Source organism: Acidiphilium sp. JA12-A1, assembly GCF_000724705.2.
In the GTDB taxonomy this organism is placed as follows: domain Bacteria; phylum Pseudomonadota; class Alphaproteobacteria; order Acetobacterales; family Acetobacteraceae; genus Acidiphilium; species Acidiphilium multivorum.
The window spans coordinates 33,480-50,387 of sequence record NZ_JFHO01000034.1; the positions used below are offsets into that span (position 1 = coordinate 33,480).

The 16,908-nt window shown below is 59.7% G+C and carries 11 protein-coding genes and 1 pseudogene; 9 read left to right on the forward strand and 3 right to left on the reverse strand.

Annotation, left to right across the window (positions count from 1 at the left end; genetic code table 11):
• Positions 1-16: 16 nt before the first annotated feature.
• The 7 genes from RT91_RS06855 to RT91_RS20395 all read left to right on the forward strand — a co-directional run bounded on the left by RT91_RS06855 (position 17) and on the right by RT91_RS20395 (position 9,254).
• Positions 17-931, forward strand: a complete 915-nt coding sequence (locus RT91_RS06855) for a class I fructose-bisphosphate aldolase (protein WP_035186379.1) — start codon at positions 17-19, stop codon at positions 929-931.
• Positions 928-1,548, forward strand: a complete 621-nt coding sequence (gene thiE / locus RT91_RS06860; protein WP_013639429.1) for a thiamine phosphate synthase — start codon at positions 928-930, stop codon at positions 1,546-1,548. The genes RT91_RS06855 and thiE overlap by 4 nt, the downstream gene beginning before the upstream one ends.
• A gap of 83 nt (positions 1,549-1,631) precedes the next feature.
• Positions 1,632-4,166: a glycosyltransferase 61 family protein gene (locus RT91_RS06865; protein WP_035186381.1), complete on the forward strand. Its 2,535-nt coding sequence runs from the start codon at positions 1,632-1,634 to the stop codon at positions 4,164-4,166.
• Between the two features lie 167 nt (positions 4,167-4,333).
• Positions 4,334-6,337: a glycosyltransferase family 2 protein gene (locus tag RT91_RS06870; protein ID WP_035186391.1), complete on the forward strand. Its 2,004-nt coding sequence runs from the start codon at positions 4,334-4,336 to the stop codon at positions 6,335-6,337.
• Between the two features lie 241 nt (positions 6,338-6,578).
• A complete protein-coding gene (locus RT91_RS06875) occupies positions 6,579-6,962 on the forward strand; it encodes a hypothetical protein (protein WP_007422344.1) in 384 nt (127 codons plus the stop codon).
• Between the two features lie 260 nt (positions 6,963-7,222).
• Complete coding sequence (locus RT91_RS06880; RefSeq protein ID WP_231295335.1) at positions 7,223-7,783, forward strand: hypothetical protein; 561 nt, start codon at positions 7,223-7,225, stop codon at positions 7,781-7,783.
• A 73-nt stretch (positions 7,784-7,856) separates the two neighbouring features.
• Positions 7,857-9,254, forward strand: coding sequence for a glycosyltransferase family 2 protein (locus RT91_RS20395; protein ID WP_082468556.1), 1,398 nt, complete (start codon positions 7,857-7,859; stop codon positions 9,252-9,254).
• A gap of 124 nt (positions 9,255-9,378) precedes the next feature.
• Here the strand turns inward: RT91_RS20395 and RT91_RS06890 are convergent, their stop codons facing one another.
• The gene (locus tag RT91_RS06890) at positions 9,379-10,995 is read right to left on the reverse strand and encodes a glycosyltransferase (protein WP_051788206.1); all 1,617 of its coding nucleotides are present in this window, start codon (positions 10,993-10,995) and stop codon (positions 9,379-9,381) included.
• A gap of 357 nt (positions 10,996-11,352) precedes the next feature.
• Between RT91_RS06890 and RT91_RS06895 the strand changes: the two genes are divergently transcribed.
• Entirely contained in the window at positions 11,353-14,073 is a 2,721-nt protein-coding gene (locus RT91_RS06895) for a ribonuclease E/G (RefSeq protein ID WP_035186386.1), read from the forward strand.
• A gap of 61 nt (positions 14,074-14,134) precedes the next feature.
• Positions 14,135-14,995 (forward strand): annotated as a pseudogene (locus RT91_RS22485) (transposase); the annotation flags it as partial.
• A 203-nt stretch (positions 14,996-15,198) separates the two neighbouring features.
• Here RT91_RS22485 and kch read toward each other — a convergent pair.
• The gene (gene kch / locus RT91_RS06900) at positions 15,199-16,266 is read right to left on the reverse strand and encodes a voltage-gated potassium channel protein (protein WP_082468557.1); all 1,068 of its coding nucleotides are present in this window, start codon (positions 16,264-16,266) and stop codon (positions 15,199-15,201) included.
• Positions 16,267-16,290: 24 nt separating this feature from the next.
• A partial coding sequence (locus tag RT91_RS06905) for a transposase (RefSeq protein WP_035186394.1) occupies positions 16,291-16,908 on the reverse strand: 618 nt, incomplete at its 5' end.

A 16,908-nucleotide genomic window follows, 5' to 3' on the forward strand; every position in this document is an offset into this window, starting at 1 on the left:
TCAGAGGGAGATCCCAATGCGCGTCACTCAACGGGTCAGGAAGATCCTAAGCTGGTACGAAAGCGACAATCCCGGAACCAAGGCCAACCTCGCCCGCATCCTGGTGCAGGGCAAGCTGGGCGGCACCGGAAAGATGGTCATCCTGCCGGTCGATCAGGGTTTCGAGCACGGCCCGGCGCGCAGCTTCGCCAGCAATCCGGCCGCCTATGACCCGCAATACCATTTCCAGCTCGCCCTCGATGCCGGGCTTTCCGCCTATGCCGCCCCGCTCGGCATGATCGAGGCGGGCGCCGACAGTTTCGCCGGCAGCATCCCCACCATTCTCAAGCTGAACTCCTCCAACTCGCTGGCGACCGAGAAGGATCAGGCCGTGACCGGCTCGGTGTCCGATGCGCTGCGCCTCGGCTGCTCGGCGATCGGGTTCACCATCTATCCGGGCAGCGAGCACCAGTTCGCGATGATGGAGGAGTTCCGCGAACTGGCCGAGGAGGCCAAGGCCGCCGGCCTCGCCGTGGTGCTGTGGTCCTATCCGCGTGGCCCGATGCTCGACAAGAAGGCGGAAACCGCGATCGACATCTGTGCCTATGCCGCACATATGGCCGCGCTGCTCGGTGCGCACATCATCAAGGTCAAGCCGCCGACCGAGCATATCGGGCTCGACGCCGCGCGGAAGGCCTATGAGAAGGTCGACGTCTCGACCCTGGCAAAGCGCATTGAGCATGTCGTCCAGTCCTGCTTCAACGGCCGCCGCCTCGTGGTGTTCTCGGGCGGCGAGGCCACGGACTCGGCGAGCCTGATCGAGACCGTTCGCGCCCTCAACGAGGGCGGCGCCTCCGGCTCGATCATCGGCCGCAACGCCTTTACCCGTCCGCGGGACGAGGCGCTGGCGCTGCTCTCGCAGATCGTCGGTATCTATCAGGGCAAGGCTTGACCGAGCTTTATCTGATCACGCCGCCGCGCCTCGGCCCGGATTTCGCCGATGCGCTGGCGGCGGCGCTGGACGCCGGGCCCGTTGCCTGCATCCAGCTCCGCCTCAAGGAGGCGGGAGCGGACGAGATGCGCCGCGCGATCGACGCGTTGCGTCCGGTCGCGCAGTCGCGCGGGGTGGCCTTCCTGCTCAACGACGACCCGCGTCTCGCCGTCGAAACCGGCTGCGACGGCGCGCATCTCGGCCAGGACGACCTCGCGGCCCATGGCGGCCTCGCGCGGGTGCGGCGCGTGCTCGACGGCCTCAGCCTGGGCATCACCTGCCACGACAGCCGCCACCTCGCGATGGAGGCCGCCGAGCAGGGGGCCGACTACGTCGCCTTCGGGGCCTTCTACCCGACCGGCACGAAGGAGCCTAAAGCCCGTGCGGATGTGGAGATTCTCCGCTGGTGGTCGGAACTGATGGAAGTGCCCTGCGTCGCGATCGGCGGCATTACCCCCGGAAATGCCGCGCCGCTGGTTGAGGCGGGGGCCGATTTCCTCGCCGTTGTGGGCGCCGTCTGGCAGCATCCGGATGGGCCCGCGGCCGGCGTGCGGGCGTTCCGCGCCGAGCTTGCATAAAGGTTCCGGAACGATGGGCTGACGGGTTGCGGCTTTGAGGCCGAACGGACAAAAAGAGACGTATTTGAACATACGGGTATTTCATGTCCGAACCCATTGTCCCGATATGGCGGGAACTCCTTGCGGAGTTTGACGGCGCCGCCGACCCGCAACCTTTTCTTGACCGCCTGATCCAGGAAGCGTTCCGCCGGCCGGGCGAGTTCGAACTCCATCTCATGCTGGCGGAGCGGATGTTTGCGCGGGGGCGGGATGCGCGGGGGCTGGCGATCAATGGTTACGTTCTCGCCTGTGGTGATCCGCATTTCCGCTTCCGCGCGCATCTCCAGCGTGCGGATCATTTCCGGAGGCACGGAGCGTTCCGCGAAGCCGAGGCGGATATCGAAGCTGCCCGCGCGATCGATCCCGGCAGTCACTGGCCGGTTCTCGCGATGGCGGAGAACCTAGCCCAGGAAGGCAGGGTCGGCGAGCGAGGGGACTATATCCGCGCTGAATACGAGGGTTTGCGGCCCGAATCGCGCGCGGAGATCGCCCGCCATTATGCCGGATGGGCGGCTTTCGATCATTTTGACAGGACTCGCGCCTCTCCCGGCTGGCAACCGCGCCGACCGGGACGGGTGCCCGCGCTCGAACGCGCCGGCATGATCCTCCTCGTCAAGGACGAGGAGGATATCATCGGCCAGAACCTGAGCCATCATTACGCGCTCGGCTTCCGCGCCTTCTGCGTTCTCAACAATATGAGCACCGATAATACACGCGAGATCGTGTCGCGGTTTCGGGACTCGCATGACGATTGCTTCGTTCTTCTTGTCGACGATCCGGTCCGCGGTCATTACCAGGCCGACAAGATGAGGGTTTACGCCGAGACGCTTCAACGACATGCTGAAATCGCGGGCCTCAGGTTGGATTGGCTGTTCTTCATCGATGCCGATGAGTTCATCGCGAGCGATACGAGCAGGCCGTCATCCGAACAGCTCTCGGCCCTGGAGCGGAGGCTCAACGATCCCGATACGCGTGTGATGGTGATGCACTGGATACATGCGGCTTCGCCGCAAGTTCTGGAAGAATTCGGCTCTGAAGATGATCCGTTCGAGAAAATCAATGTCATGCGGTACCGGCTTTTGCCGCTGGTACCCAAGGTCGCGTATCGGGTCGGCTTTGATTACAGTTTGAAAAATGGAAATCATTTTATTGAAAAATTGAATGATTCACTCGATTCGGTTGTACCGGTCGGGTGTGATGATTGGTATATTTATCATTTTTCTCTTAGATCACTCTCGCACGTCAGAAAAAAAATCATCAATGGCGGTCGCGCTTTTGTCGGCACCAGGGGGCTGAACGATCACGGTCAACACTGGCGCGAGCGTTACGCGCTTTTCCAGAAATACGGCGACAGAATTATATCAGAAGTGCTGGAAGAACACGTCCGGTTTGTGCCGTCATTGCATCCGCCAAGGATTGACAGCCCGGAGAAACGGCTTCCGACGCGGCGCGTTTCAAGCGATATAGAGCCAATTGATATCAAACGGGCCGTGAACGAAATCAGCGGAATTGAAGCAATCGAAATTGCCAAAGCGTATACTTGCGAGCGGCCTGAACCGGCCTTTGTCAAAGGGCCGGTGACATCGGACATCATGAATGATTTCAGGCGCGAGAGATCCATATGGCCGATTTCCGTTTACAAGATTTCAGATGTTGAAATTCATGGCCCTTGGTTCAATGCCGGTATTATTCTGGTTTCACAACGTCACAGATTTCGGATTGACGAAATCTATCAGCCAGCCGGAGAACAACCGCAAGATATCTGTCTCGAAAAATCTCTGCATGAACTTCAATTCGAGAACAAAAGATTTTTAGAAATAAATGAAGATTGCGTTCTTCTCGCGACCAATGGCCATAACATATATGGTCACTGGCTTGTTGATTTTCTGCCAAAAATTTACCTTCTGGATTACATTGGAATAGACGTATCAAAGATAAAATTCTTGATGCCGTCGGATGTTGGTCATTGGGCTATTGATCTTATGAATCTCGTCGGTATCAAAAAAGAAAATCTGATTATTTATGATCAGAACGAGATTGTGCCCCTGTGCAGATCGTTGTTTGTACCAACCCTGCTGAGAATGAGCGGCCGTACATCGCCATTGTTTTTGAATGCGACAGAATTCATCAATAAAAGAATTGACAAAAATATCCAGACGAAAAATGATGTGTCCAATACGTTTCTCTATTTCGATAGAGAGCAGGAATTCACCTGGAGAAAAATAGATGGCCACGACAAAATTATTAAGTTGTTTAATGATTTGAATTTTCATATCGTAAGGCCGGAAAAGTTGTCGATCTCTGAGCAAATTCGACTTGTCCGGGGCGCCAAGGTGATCGCGGGCCAGCATGGATCCGCGCTTCATTCGACGATATTTTGTCAGGATCCCGTTTTTGCCGTCGTTCTGCATGAGAACAGGCGCAACTGGTTTGCTGGCCTGCAGGCCGGCATTGGGGAGTATCTCGGCCATCAGACAGGCTATATCTTTGGTGAAACATCGTCTCATGAAAATATATTCAGCACGAGATTCGAGGCGTCCGATATCCGAATGGGAGTCGATTTCGCGCGCATGGCATGAACTTCAAACACGGCGAGCACGGTTCGTCGGCGCGCAAGATTTCACCCAAGCAGTTGTCGAGGCACACAAAGAAGACCGGGCAACCCGCGCCCTCGTTGTTTCTTTGCATGGGCTGATCGCTGCGCTAACATGAACGATATTTCAGTTTTCTTTTCATGGAGCATTCAATGATTCGGCCGCGCATTTGTCTCAGCATGATTGTGCGGAATGAGGCGCCTGTTATTCGTCGCTGTCTCGCCTCGGTCCTGCCACTGATCGATCATTGGGCTATTTGCGACACCGGATCGACGGACGGCACCCAGGATATCATAAGAAGCTTCTTCGAAGAGCATGCTGTGCCGGGTGAACTGCGCGAGAGCCCATGGCGCGATTTTGCTCATAATCGCAACGAGGCGCTCGAACTCGCGAGGCCTCACGGCGATTACGTATTGATTATCGATGCCGACGACGCGCTCGAATTGCCCCCCGGCTTTGCCCGGCCTGAATTGGCGGCTGATGGCTATACGTTCGATATTCATGACGTGAACATCGCGTATCGGCGCATCCAGATTGTGCGGAGTGCTCTTCCTTGGCGCTGGCGCGGCGTGCTCCACGAGTTTCTGCACTGCGATGCGCCGGCCTCCGAAGAGCATCTGCCGATCGTCATGCGCCGGAATCACGACGGCGCCCGGCGGCGCGATCCGTCCACCTATGCGCGCGATGCGTCAATTCTCGAGGCCGCGATTTTCGTCGAAGAAGATCCCTGGCTTCGGGCCCGCTATGTCTTTTATCACGCGCAGAGCCTCAGGGACATGGGTGAGCAGGAGCGCGCGATGATCGCCTATCTGATGCGTGCGGAGATGGGCTTCTGGCAGGAGGAAGTCTACTGGAGTCTTTACCAGGCGGCGCTCATGATGGAACGGCTCGGGCGCGACGAGGAGACGGTTCTCGCCGCATATCGCCGTGCGGCAGCGGCCGCGCCGCATCGGATCGAGGCGTTGTTTGCGGCCTCTCGCTACTGCTTCGCGAAGGGGCGTAACGAGGAGGGGTTCCGGATCGCGGAGAATGGGATCGGGAAGCCGGCCCCTGAGGGCGGCTTGTTCGTGGAGACGTGGATTCACGATTATGGCCTGCTCGATCAATACGCGGCGAACGGATACTGGGCAGGCCATTATCCCGAAAGTTTCAATGCCGCTCTTGAGGTTCTTGCGTCAGGCAAGGTGCCCGCGCACGAGCTTCCGCGGTTGGCGCGCAATTTCAGGGCATTGCTCGAAAAGGTCAGGCCCGCATCCGCGCCGGATTATGGGCGCCTCGGGCAGGAAAGCTACCCTGACCAACACGTCCTCAAACCGGAACGCCGGTTGCGGAGCGGGACGACAGCCGCGCCGCGCGTGCTGATTGCCATCCTTGCCAAGCAAAAGGAGGAATTCCTCCCGCTCTATCTCGACTGCATAGAAGCGCTCGATTACCCGAAGTCGTCGATTGTTCTGTATATTCGCACGAACAACAATACCGACCGGACCGAGGAGATCCTGCGCGAGTGGATTGCCCGGGTCGGCCATTCATATGCCGCCGTCGAGTTCGATCCATCGGATGTCGACGAAAGGGTCGAACAGTTCGGCGCGCACGAATGGAACGCGATCCGATTCCGCGTTCTCGGCCGCATCCGGAACGAGAGCCTCAGGAAAACGCGTGAACATGGCTGCGACTGGTATTTCGTCGCCGACATCGACAATTTCATCAGGCGCTGCACGCTGCGCGAACTTGTCGCCACGGGGTTGCCGATCGTCGCTCCGTTGCTGCGGGATGCCGAGCCATCGAGCTATTATTCGAACCTCCACGCGGAGATTGATGACAACGGCTATTTCCGGGACTGCGCGCAATATGAATTGATCATGTCGCGCCGCATCCAGGGGCTGATCGAAGTCCCCCTGGTTCATTGCACCTATGCCGTTCGAGCGGATGTCATCGAGCACCTGAACTACGACGACGGCAGCGGACGGCATGAATATGTCATCCTGTCAGATTCCGCGCGCAAGGCGTCGATACCGCAGTATTTCGATAACCGGCAGGTTTATGGCTACATCACCTTCAGCAAGAACCCCGACCAGTACGATGAAAATTCGGCGGCGCGTGTCGAGCGGAATATGTGGGCAGTCCGCAAATTCATGAGTGAGGATCGGCATGGCTGAAATAGGGACGGAATGAGCGCCGGCGCCGAGGTGCCCTCCGCAACCGGGCGACCGTCCTGAAAGGCAGGTCAAGCGGGGGCGTTTGTGGCCATATCAGGGCATTCGTTCAGAGAAAGGCGTATTTTCAGCAGGTTGAACGAAAAACCGTTCGTCTCCATGCCGCAGTCCTGCCCGCTGGGGGGCATCGTGCTGACAAATCGCGGGTCCACTCTTCTGCTCATGGTTGAAGGAGAACAAGACCATGCGTAGCAACAAATCCATGATCCGCACCACCGCTGCCGCACTCGCGATTGGCCTCGGCCTCGCGGCATTCGGCGGCACCGCGCTGGCCGATCCGGGTTATCAAGCGCAGGGCGGCTGGCACCGCCAGGGTCAGCAGCAGGGGTGGCAACAGCCCCGGCGGCAGAACAACTGGCAGCGGCATGGCTGGCAGAACCGGGGGAATTACCAGCACAGCCGGTATCATGGTGGCTGGGGCAACAACGGCTGGCAGCATCAGCGCTGGGGCCACCCACACTATGACCGCGAGGGATACCATGTGATGGGGACGCAGGGCTATTACGCGCCGCCCGCCCTTTCGTTCAGCATCAATCTCCCGCTGGCGGGCGGCCAGTACGGGCATTGATCCCGGACCGGTCGGGGGCGATGGCGCCGACCCGCACACAGGCATGCGGGCCGGCGCTCAGGCTCTCGGGTGTCGCCCGTTTCCCCCTTGCTCCGGGCGCGGGCATGTTCCCCGCTTATTCGCGCGCCGCACGCGCCGATTGTCGGGGCGGGCGATTCGGGTCATCATCGGGCATGACGAGTCGTTTTCTCCCCATTTTCCGCCGCGGATACGAAGCGGGCGCACGCCGCCGGGCGGGCGCGGGCCTGCTGTTGCTGGCGATGAGCACAGCGCCTGGCTTTGCCGCGACGCCGCGGCTCTTGCCGGACCGCGATGCCAGCGCGATCTACCAGGTCAGCCAGCCGGGCAAGCCGGAGCAGACGTGGCGGATCCGCTTCGATGCCGCTGCCGGGCTGGTGCGGGCCACGAGCCTTTCCGGCACGCCGATGCCGATGACGGCGCTGCTCGACCTTCATTCGGGCCGGGCGCAGCTTGTGCTGCCGCAGATGCACGCGCTGGTGAACGTTCCCGGCCTGTCGGGTGCCATGGGACAGGTGATGGCGATGCGGGGCGCGCATTTCACCCCGCTCGGCACCGCGACGATCGCAGGCTATCGATGCACCCGCTACCTGGTGCTGCGGCGAAACGCCTCGGGCACGGCCTGCCTGACGCCGGACGGATTTGCCCTCGCGGCTTCCGGCAGCGACCCGCACGGGCGGGTGAGCGTGCAGGCGCTTTCGCTCCATATCGGCCCGCAGCCCGCGGGCGATTTCGAGCCGCCGATGGGTTATTCGGAGGTTACCCTCCCGCCGCAGATGTTGGCGAGCCTGCTGGGGCAATGAGGCATGAGGGTCTGATCCGGCGTATTTTTGCGACTTCCTGCCAGTTTTCATTTTCATAAAATATTGATCGATCATGTCAAAGTACAGATTTTCAATTGTTGCTTGCGCCCGTTGGGAAGAAAATTATATACAAGAGTGGGTTTTATATTACAAAACCCTGGGCTTTGATCACATATATTTATACTGTAATGATGATTTTCCATACACATTACTTGAAAAATTAAGCCCTTTTTTGATAGGACAAAATCCTTTCGTTACTTTTTATCATCACAAACAAATTGGCCAACAATTTGATATGTATTTACATTTTATAATAAATCATATAAATGAAACAGAATATGTAAGCTTTTTTGATATTGACGAGTTCTTGTGGTTATCTAATGGAAGGAATATTTCTGAATTTATCAATGACATTAACGTAAAATGTGATAGAATTGTAGATGTTATCTATTTCAATTGGCTTTTTTTTGGGAATAATGGAAATCAAACGCGTCCCCCAGGGTTGGTATTAGAAAATTATTATAGGAGAGAATCTGGTTTTTCAAATTTCATGACAAAACATATTACTCGATCTGAAAAAATTAAAAATAAATACATCGAGAAGGGAGCTATGACTGATTTTTGGCATTATTGGAATGGTGTAAAAAATTTCAAAGATTTTGATATTGTGAATGCTCTGGGTGAAGATGCTAGAAGTTATTATTCTGATATAGAACAAACAAAAATTAATATAAGTGATAATAAATATTTTGATAATATTATAAAAAATGCCGTTTTGTGCCATTTTGCATTTAAATCAAAAGAAGACTTTTTGCGTCGTGCACGTAGAAGTGTTTCAGATGTATTCGCTCAACAGGCCGACCATGAAAAGGCATATTACGATGGCCGAGCTGATGCAATGTTGGCCCATATGAACGCCGTTGATGATTATCGATTTAGATATTATTGGAAATCATTTTACTTTAGAGTTTGTAATAAAACCGAAATTGATTTGAGGAATTATGAGTCTGGCTCATTGATAAGTAATCATTGTCGAGCTATTCAAAGTACCACATCTGAATGGTCTTGCGTCAGGGATCTGGAGCAGGATGCGTCCGGTGCACTGAATGGCGTGATTGATGGCCGGGCCAAATTTCACACCGATCTTGAAGATGCGCCCTGGTGGCGGGTCGATCTCGGCGTGGTGCACGGCATCCGCGAGGTGAGGCTGTTCAACCGGATGGATCAGCCGGCGGTCGCGGAACGGGCGAACCGGATCGCCATCGATATCGGTTTTGATCCCGAGCATTTCATCGAGGTATTCCGCCGCGAAAGCGATGAACCGTTTGGCGGTGTGGACGGAAATCCGCTCGTCTTCGCGCCCTCCATTCCCATCCCCGGCCGGTTCGTGCGGGTGCGCCTGCTGGAGAGAAACTATCTGCACCTCGATCAGGTGGAGGTTTATGGCGATGTGCTCGCCCAGTTCGGTTAAGTCCGGCGCGACAGCCTGATCATCGACCCGTCTTCCGCGTTTGGATGGCGAGCGCTGCCGCGCGGAAGGCGGACATTTCCCTGGGCAGGCCGGGAAACCGGGGGATGGCCCGGTCCCGCGTACGTCAGGTCGTGCTGCCCGAAATCAGGAATGTGGCTTTGCGATGCGCCCCTTGTCCCGCGCCAATCTCCCAGGAGAGGACGATGACGGATGGCACGTTGAACGGCGCCTGATCGGGCCGCAGGGCGCGCCATCCGCCATCGTCAATGTCCTGATTGAGGTCCCGCGCCGGCTCAAGGTCATTGGTCACCAGCAGCAGTCTTGCCTTGCTGCGGAGATGATCAAGGAAGTAGGCGACCTTGTCATTCGACAGATGCTGGAACACATCCTTGCAGATCACCAGATCGACTTGCGGCAGTTTCGAGACGTCCTCGAATAAACTGAAATGAATATCGGGTGTGCTGTAGCGCTGGTTATTGGCATCGATTACCGAAGTGACCAGATCATAGCCATGATATTCAATTCCTGACCAGTCGATCAGATGGGTAAAACCCCAGTCGCCGCAGCCGAAATCAATGACGGAGCGGATGGCGTTGTCGCGGAGGAATGACTGCAGGAAGCGTCTATAGTCCTCCGTCGTTTCCGGCTTCGAACCGCTGCCGCTTCCGCCGCCCCAGACGTTGTTGGCGTAGATGGACTCGAATGTCGCCCGAGACTGCCGCAGGCGGGCCGTCCGTTCGGCGGCCGCGATGGCCTGGAGGTGTTCGGCGTCGTCGTGAATGAAGCGGCGGGCGATACGGTTATAGGCGGTATCGATCCTCGTGACCTGATCATAATCAAGTTGCGACAGATATCGCCACGACAAGGACTCCCACAAATGGATCGAGTAGGCGTGCGGAAAGGCACCGTCATCCACGAACAGGGATTTGAGCCCTTCTTCATGATAAATGGGCCAGAAAAAGGACTCCGGTGGCTCGACCCGCACAAGATCCGGGTATTGCCGTGCCAGACGCACGGGCAGGATGACGGAATGTTCATTCCATTTAGTACCGTCGAAACTCCGGTATTGATCGAGCCAGATTTTCAGGAATTCTGCGCCGGGCGGCGCGATCATTGTCGCATTGCAGAGACCGATTGCCGCGTTACTGTCCCACTGGGCGATACCAGGCTGAGCCGATTCAATGCCGAGGACCGTCTTGCCGCAGAGAATGGGTTCGAACGAGCGTTGGCAGATCGTGTCCATATCGAGATAGACGCCGCCATGCTCGATCAGCGCCTGCAACCTGATGACGTCCGCCTTGTGGGCGAAGTGGGTCACGGGATTGCCGAATATCTCGCTGGGAGCGGTCGTCTCCACGGTTGTCACGAAGGGTTTGATCAGATCCCAATAAGGTCCCGTCGGCTCGTATTGGTAATATACCAATGTATTGAAACCGGGATTGACCGCCATGGCGGAGTGAATTGCCATGTAATGCGCGAAATTGAATGGCTTTCCTCCGAAATCGGCGGCGAGGCCGGTAACGAAAATCAAATTTTTCATTTTAATAATCCCGTCTGAAATGCATTCGTGGCGGATTGTTAACCGTCTATCAGATAATCTTATCCCAGTTCCGCGCCTGCCGGAAGATCGAACGATGCGGTGGCCGCCATCGCAGGCGATGGCGGCCCAAGGCTTGATCATCAATGGCAGCGACCAATGCGGGGCGGTGGCGACCGTTCCCGCCGCCTCGTGAGGCAACACTTGCCATCGGGGCGGGTTTGCGTCATGGAGAAAGAATCAATGGGTTGATCCGCGGAGCAAAAATCCGTGTGGCCCCTATCCACTGATAGATGGGCGCCGAAGGGTCTGGTTTGACGGGCCGCGAGGTGCCGAAACGCCTCGGCCGGGGTGCGGAGATGCCGCAGCCGGCCTACGAGACAAGGACCGATGACCGCGCTTTCCGTCGCATATCTTCACAGCAGCGCCTTTCCATCCGGCGTGTCCCGCGACCAGCGCACCGGCCTTTGACGATGATCAGAACGACCACACGCCAACATCCGCGCCCGCAGGCAGGGGACCCGACGGTCCCGCCGCTGGCGCGCAGGAGTTATTCCCCCCATGACCAAGACCATGCTCATCGACGCCAGCCACGCGGAAGAAACCCGCGTTGTGGTGTTGGACAACAACCGCCTCGATGATTTCGATATCGAGGCTGCCGACAGGAAGCAGATCAAGGGCAACATCTACCTCGCGAAAGTTATCCGGGTAGAGCCCAGCCTACAGGCCGCCTTCGTCGAATACGGCGGCAACCGGCACGGGTTTCTCGCCTTCGCCGAGATTCATCCCGACTATTATCAGATCCCTGTCGCCGACCGGCAGAAGCTGCTGGAACTCGAGGCGGAGGAGGCGAGGCGCCGCGTCGAGGCCGAGGATGCTGAGGACGAGCAGGAGGCGGCGCTCGCGGCGCCGCGGCCGCCGCGGGTGACGGAAATCGCGATCGGCGACGCGCCGCCGGATGCCGAGGGCCAGGTTGACGCCGAGGCCGCCGCCGCGCCGGCTGAGGCCGGTGAGGCCGAGGCGGACTCCGGACCTGAAGCCAGTGGCGCCGGCGCGGGCGAGGACCGGGCGGGTGAGGGCGCAGAGGCGACGGCGACCCCGCCTGAGCAGGTCGGCGGGGATGACGGCGTCGACGGCGCGGAGGAGGCGCAGGAGCGCCGCCGGCTGCGCGCCCTGCGCTCGTACAAGATTCAGGAAGTGATCCATCGCCGGCAGATCATGCTGGTGCAGGTGGTGAAGGAGGAGCGCGGCTCGAAAGGCGCGGCGCTGACCACCTATATTTCGCTTGCCGGCCGCTTTTCGGTGCTGATGCCGAATTCGCCGAATGGCGGGGGCGTGTCGCGCAAGATCACCTCGCTGGCTGATCGTCGCCGGCTGAAGGAGGCGATCGCCGAGCTCGAGATTCCGCAGGGCATGGGCATGATCGTCCGCACCGCCGGCGCGAACCGGCCGAAGCCGGAAATCAAGCGCGACTGCGAATATCTGCTGCGGTTGTGGGACGATATCCGCGAGCGTACCCTGGCCTCGATCGCGCCGGCGTTGGTGTATGAGGAGGCCTCGCTGATCAAGCGGACCATCCGCGACGTTTATACCCGCGACGTGGACCAGGTGCTGATCGAGGGCGAGGACGGATTCCGCTCGGCGCGCGACTTCATGCGGATGCTGATGCCGACGCATGTGAAGAAGGTCCAGCAATGGACCGAGCGGCAGCCGCTGTTCGCCAAGCACAATGTCGAGCAGATGCTCGACCAGATGTTCCAGCCGACGGTGCAACTGAAGTCCGGCGGGTATCTGGTGATCAACCAGACCGAGGCGCTGGTTGCGATCGACGTGAACTCGGGTCGGGCAACGCGGGAGCGGAATATCGAGGATACCGCGCTGCGGACCAATCTGGAGGCGGCGGAGGAAGTGGCGCGGCAGTTGCGCCTGCGCGACCTCGCGGGGCTGATCGTGGTCGATTTCATCGACATGGAGACCCGCAAGCACAACGCGATGGTCGAGCGGCGGCTGAAGGATGCGCTGAAAAACGACCGCGCGCGCATTCAGGTGGGCAGTATCAGCCATTTCGGCCTGCTGGAAATGAGCCGCCAGAGGCTGCGGCCGTCGCTGGCCGAGACCATGCTGATCGCCTGCCCGCATTGCCAGGGCGTGGGGCATGTGCGGAGCACGGCGAGCACCGCGCTCGCGGTGTTGCGCGCGATCGAGGACGAGGCGGCGCGCCAGGCCGCCGAGTTGCTGGTGCACCTGACTCCGGATGTCGCGCTCTATATCTTCAATCACAAGCGTGCGCAGATTGCCGCCACCGAGGCGCGGTTCGGCATGAAGGTCGTCTTCGTCGCGGATGGCACCGTTCCGGCCACCTTCAAGATCGAGAAGGTGAAGGCGCATGCGGCGCGGCCGCAGGAAACGCCGGCGCCGACATTCCGTGCGCCGGCCGAGACGGAGGAGGTCGAGGGAGAGCAGCAAGGTGACGAGGTCGCGACGGAGGACGCCGCCGGCAACGCAGGAAAGGCGGCCGATGAGGTCGAACGCCGCCGCCGCCGCCGCCGCCGCCGCCGTGGCGGCCGTCGGGAGGACCTGGTGTCCGCGCCCACTGGCGAGCAGCCGGAGATCGCCGGAATACCGGCCGAGTTCGAATCGCGCATGAACGACGTGTTGCCGACCGCCGCCCGTGCCGATGCGGCTGAAGCGCCGGCACCGGAAGTCACGAAGGAGCCGGCCGTCGCCGACACTGCGCCGGCCGTTCCTGAGCCCGCAAAGGAACCCGAGGTCGTGGAGACGGCACCGGCCGCCACGGAGGCCGCTCCGTCCCTTGCCGGCGAAGTGCCGGCGCCGGAAGCGGAGGCAGAGACAAAGCCGAAGCGTCGAGCGCCCGCCCGCCCGCGTAGCCCGACGACCCGGCGGCGGCGCGCCGCTGCGTCGCAGGCCGCCGAGCCTGAGGTTCAGCAACCGGTCTTCACCGATATCGCGGATATTTTTGAGGCTGCCGAACAGGCGGAAGCCCTCGCGCCCAAGCCCCGCCGGACCCGTCGGCCGAAGGCAAGGCCCATGGAAGCGGAGACTGCGGTGGCTGACGCGCCTGCAACCACCGAACCAGTCGCCGAGGTGAGCGCCGCGCCGCAGGATGGCTCGGCGTCTGCCGGGAATGTCGCTGGCGCCGAAGCGCCTGTTGCCAATGAAGGGCAGGCAGCACCAGGGGCGGCGGTGCAACCCGTTCTGATTGGTGCCAGCGAAACGCCGACCGCCGCGCGCAAACGCGGCTGGTGGAAGCGCCCAGCCTGACTTGACCCTGATATTCCGGTTGCATGTTGAGGGGGAACTCTGATTCGACAGGCATGGCCAGGAGGCTGCGGGAGATCCCGGTCTCTGGCGCCGGCAGGCCAATTTGGGCTGCGGAAGATGGGATGCGGAGGCGTTTCCCGACATCGTGCGCGACTATGTCTGGAGAACTTTGCGACACCTGAAGGCGTGCCGGTTGTCGATGTGACCGGCGTCCTGAAGATGGGCAAGACATCACGTGGTGTCGCGCGACAATATGCCGGCTCGGCGGGCAAGATTGCCAACGGCCGGGTCGGCATGCTCGCCGCCTATGTGTCGGCTCATGCCATGCCTTTATCGATCGGGCTCTCTATCTGCTGAAGCGTTGGAGCGGCGATCCTGCAGGGCTTGCCGCAACCTGCGTTCCTGACACTGTCGCTTTCCTCACGAAGCCCGCCTTGGCGATCGACATGATCCAGCGTTCGCTGGCAACAGATGTTCCATTCACGGGTAGCCGCCGATGCCGTCTGCTGCGTGGGCGACATCGAGGGCACGAATGGCGCCCGGCTTCACGATCGGGCCTGGTGCGGACACGCAAATCCCGATGCTGAAGATCATGATGAGACAAAGACGGATCTTTGGGCCCGAGGCCTCCTGATGCGTCGCAACATCAGCGACGGCGATCTTGCATTCTTGCCGATCTGGTGCTCGGTCGGCGCGAGTATACAGGTGCCCGGTTGTCTCGAAGGCCATCCCTGGGCGATCAAAACAACTTCTAGACCGCGAAGAACGAATTCTGCCTTGACCACAACGAGACCCGGTCCTGGCACGAGTGGCATCGCCACGTCTCGCTCGTGATGCCCGCTTCGCCGTGATGGCCGTGGTCCGATATCGCGCCGACGATACGACGCCCCCCAAAAAGCCGAGTATGACGACCCGCAGAAGCGGATCCGCTGGTCTGTTCAGGGAGTCCGCCGCATCGCCAACAAGCGCGCTCAGAGACGGGTCGAACCCGCCGACGTCATCGCTTGGTCGTGCTTGCGACCGACCCACCAAGCCGCGCCCGAACGGACTTATCAAAAATCCAAAATGCAACCGTAATGCTGGAACGGCTTCAGGCCGCGCGGGGCGGATGTCCGGCCCGGCGCATTAGGAGGTGCCGTCCGCGTCGTGAGGGCGGACGTCGAGGAACCGGCTCAGCAGCCAGTCCCCGTCGATCTTCTGTTCAGTGAGAGCCATGGCCAGAACCTCGCCGCCAAAGACCGGGGCGGCGAGGATCATGTCGGGATGAACCCGACGCACCCGTTCCAGGTTCTTGCGCGTGCTGACCGCAGCAACCTTTTTGGCATCGGTGCCCAGTTCGCGGACAGCGAGAATCACGAATGCGTTTTCAGAGTCATCATCCGAAAGAGCGAGAATCGCCCGCGCATGCTCGCCTCCGGCCTTGCGCAGCGTATCGAGATCCGTCGGGTCGCCGATGACGGTCTCGGCATCGCTGAAGCCAGCATCCTCGGTTTCGGTGATGAAGACCACCGCCTCGCCGCGATGGTGGAGTTCGCGCGCCGTGTTCCTGGCAAGGACGCCATGCCCCGAAATGATGAAGTGGTTCACGCGTTTCATCTTCTGTCTCCGTGGACCGATCGTCCGGTTGATGCGATTCTGGAGAACCGGGCCGATCACCGCAGTGAGCGCCGTCGCAAATACCGTCAGCCCAAGGACGATCAGCGAGACGACGAAGAGCCTTGCATCCTCGCTTTTGGGCAGAATATCGCCGTATCCGACGGTCGACATTGTAACGATAACAAAATAAACTGCCGCGGGCAGATTCGTGATCGGCGGGCTGAATCCCGCTCCAAGAAGCAAGGAGCCCAATACGCCATAGACCATCAGCACGAGCACGGACGCCACCGCGAATAGCGTTCCGGCGGCGAGTGACGAGCGCGAGAAGTGATTGCGCGCCAGCAGGAGCGATGCCAGGAGGACGAGGATATAGATTGTCTCGCCATCGAGCCGCGTTGCAGCTCCCAGATGCACGGTCAGCAGAAGTTGGGCCAGCGCGATGCCGATGGCCGATAGCCAGGCGATTCTCGACCGCCCGAGCAATCCCAAGGCGATCAAGATCTGTAGGGCGCCGACGACCACGTTCGGCACACCGTTGAGAATCAGGCCGGGAATGTTTCCCGAAATCGGGTGGATCGCACTGACCAGGTTCGCCAGATCGAGGTGGAGATATGTATCTGCTCAACCCGGTAGGGGGGCGATGGGCAGTGATGCTCCGGTGACGGCGTTTTTGATAGCGGTGTAGGCATCAAGGCCGTGCCGCGCGGCGGTCCCGACGACGGATCGGACGTTGGCGAAGAAATCGGCGCCCCAGTTGGATCGGAACCCTCCGGTGACCTTGCGATATGTCGCGGTAGGCCGGAGTTCGCGCTCGGAGCCGTTGTTGTCCGCGGCGATATCCGGGTGGTCGAGGAAGGTGAAGAGATGATCACGAACCTTGCCGTATCGTCGGCGCAATCGTCTGCCGTGGTGGTTGATCGGGGCGAGCGCCATGACGGCGTCGAGATCATGGTCGAGGCGCCGCCGCCAGGCGCGTCTTGTAGCGTCCGCGAGCGTGCGATGGCGCCGCGCCAGCACGACGGCGCGGAGCAGCAGGGCCTTCATTCTGGGTGCGAAGATCGTATCACCCGCCTCGATCGCGAATTTGCAGTCCCGGAGTTGGTGGGCGAGGCAAATCTGCCAGTCATCGGCATGACCGCGCTGGGCGCCATAGAGATCGGAGATCCAGATAGCGGGGCGATGGCCGTCCATTACCTCCGCGACGACGTTGGCGCCCCGGCTTGGCCGGATCACATGGAT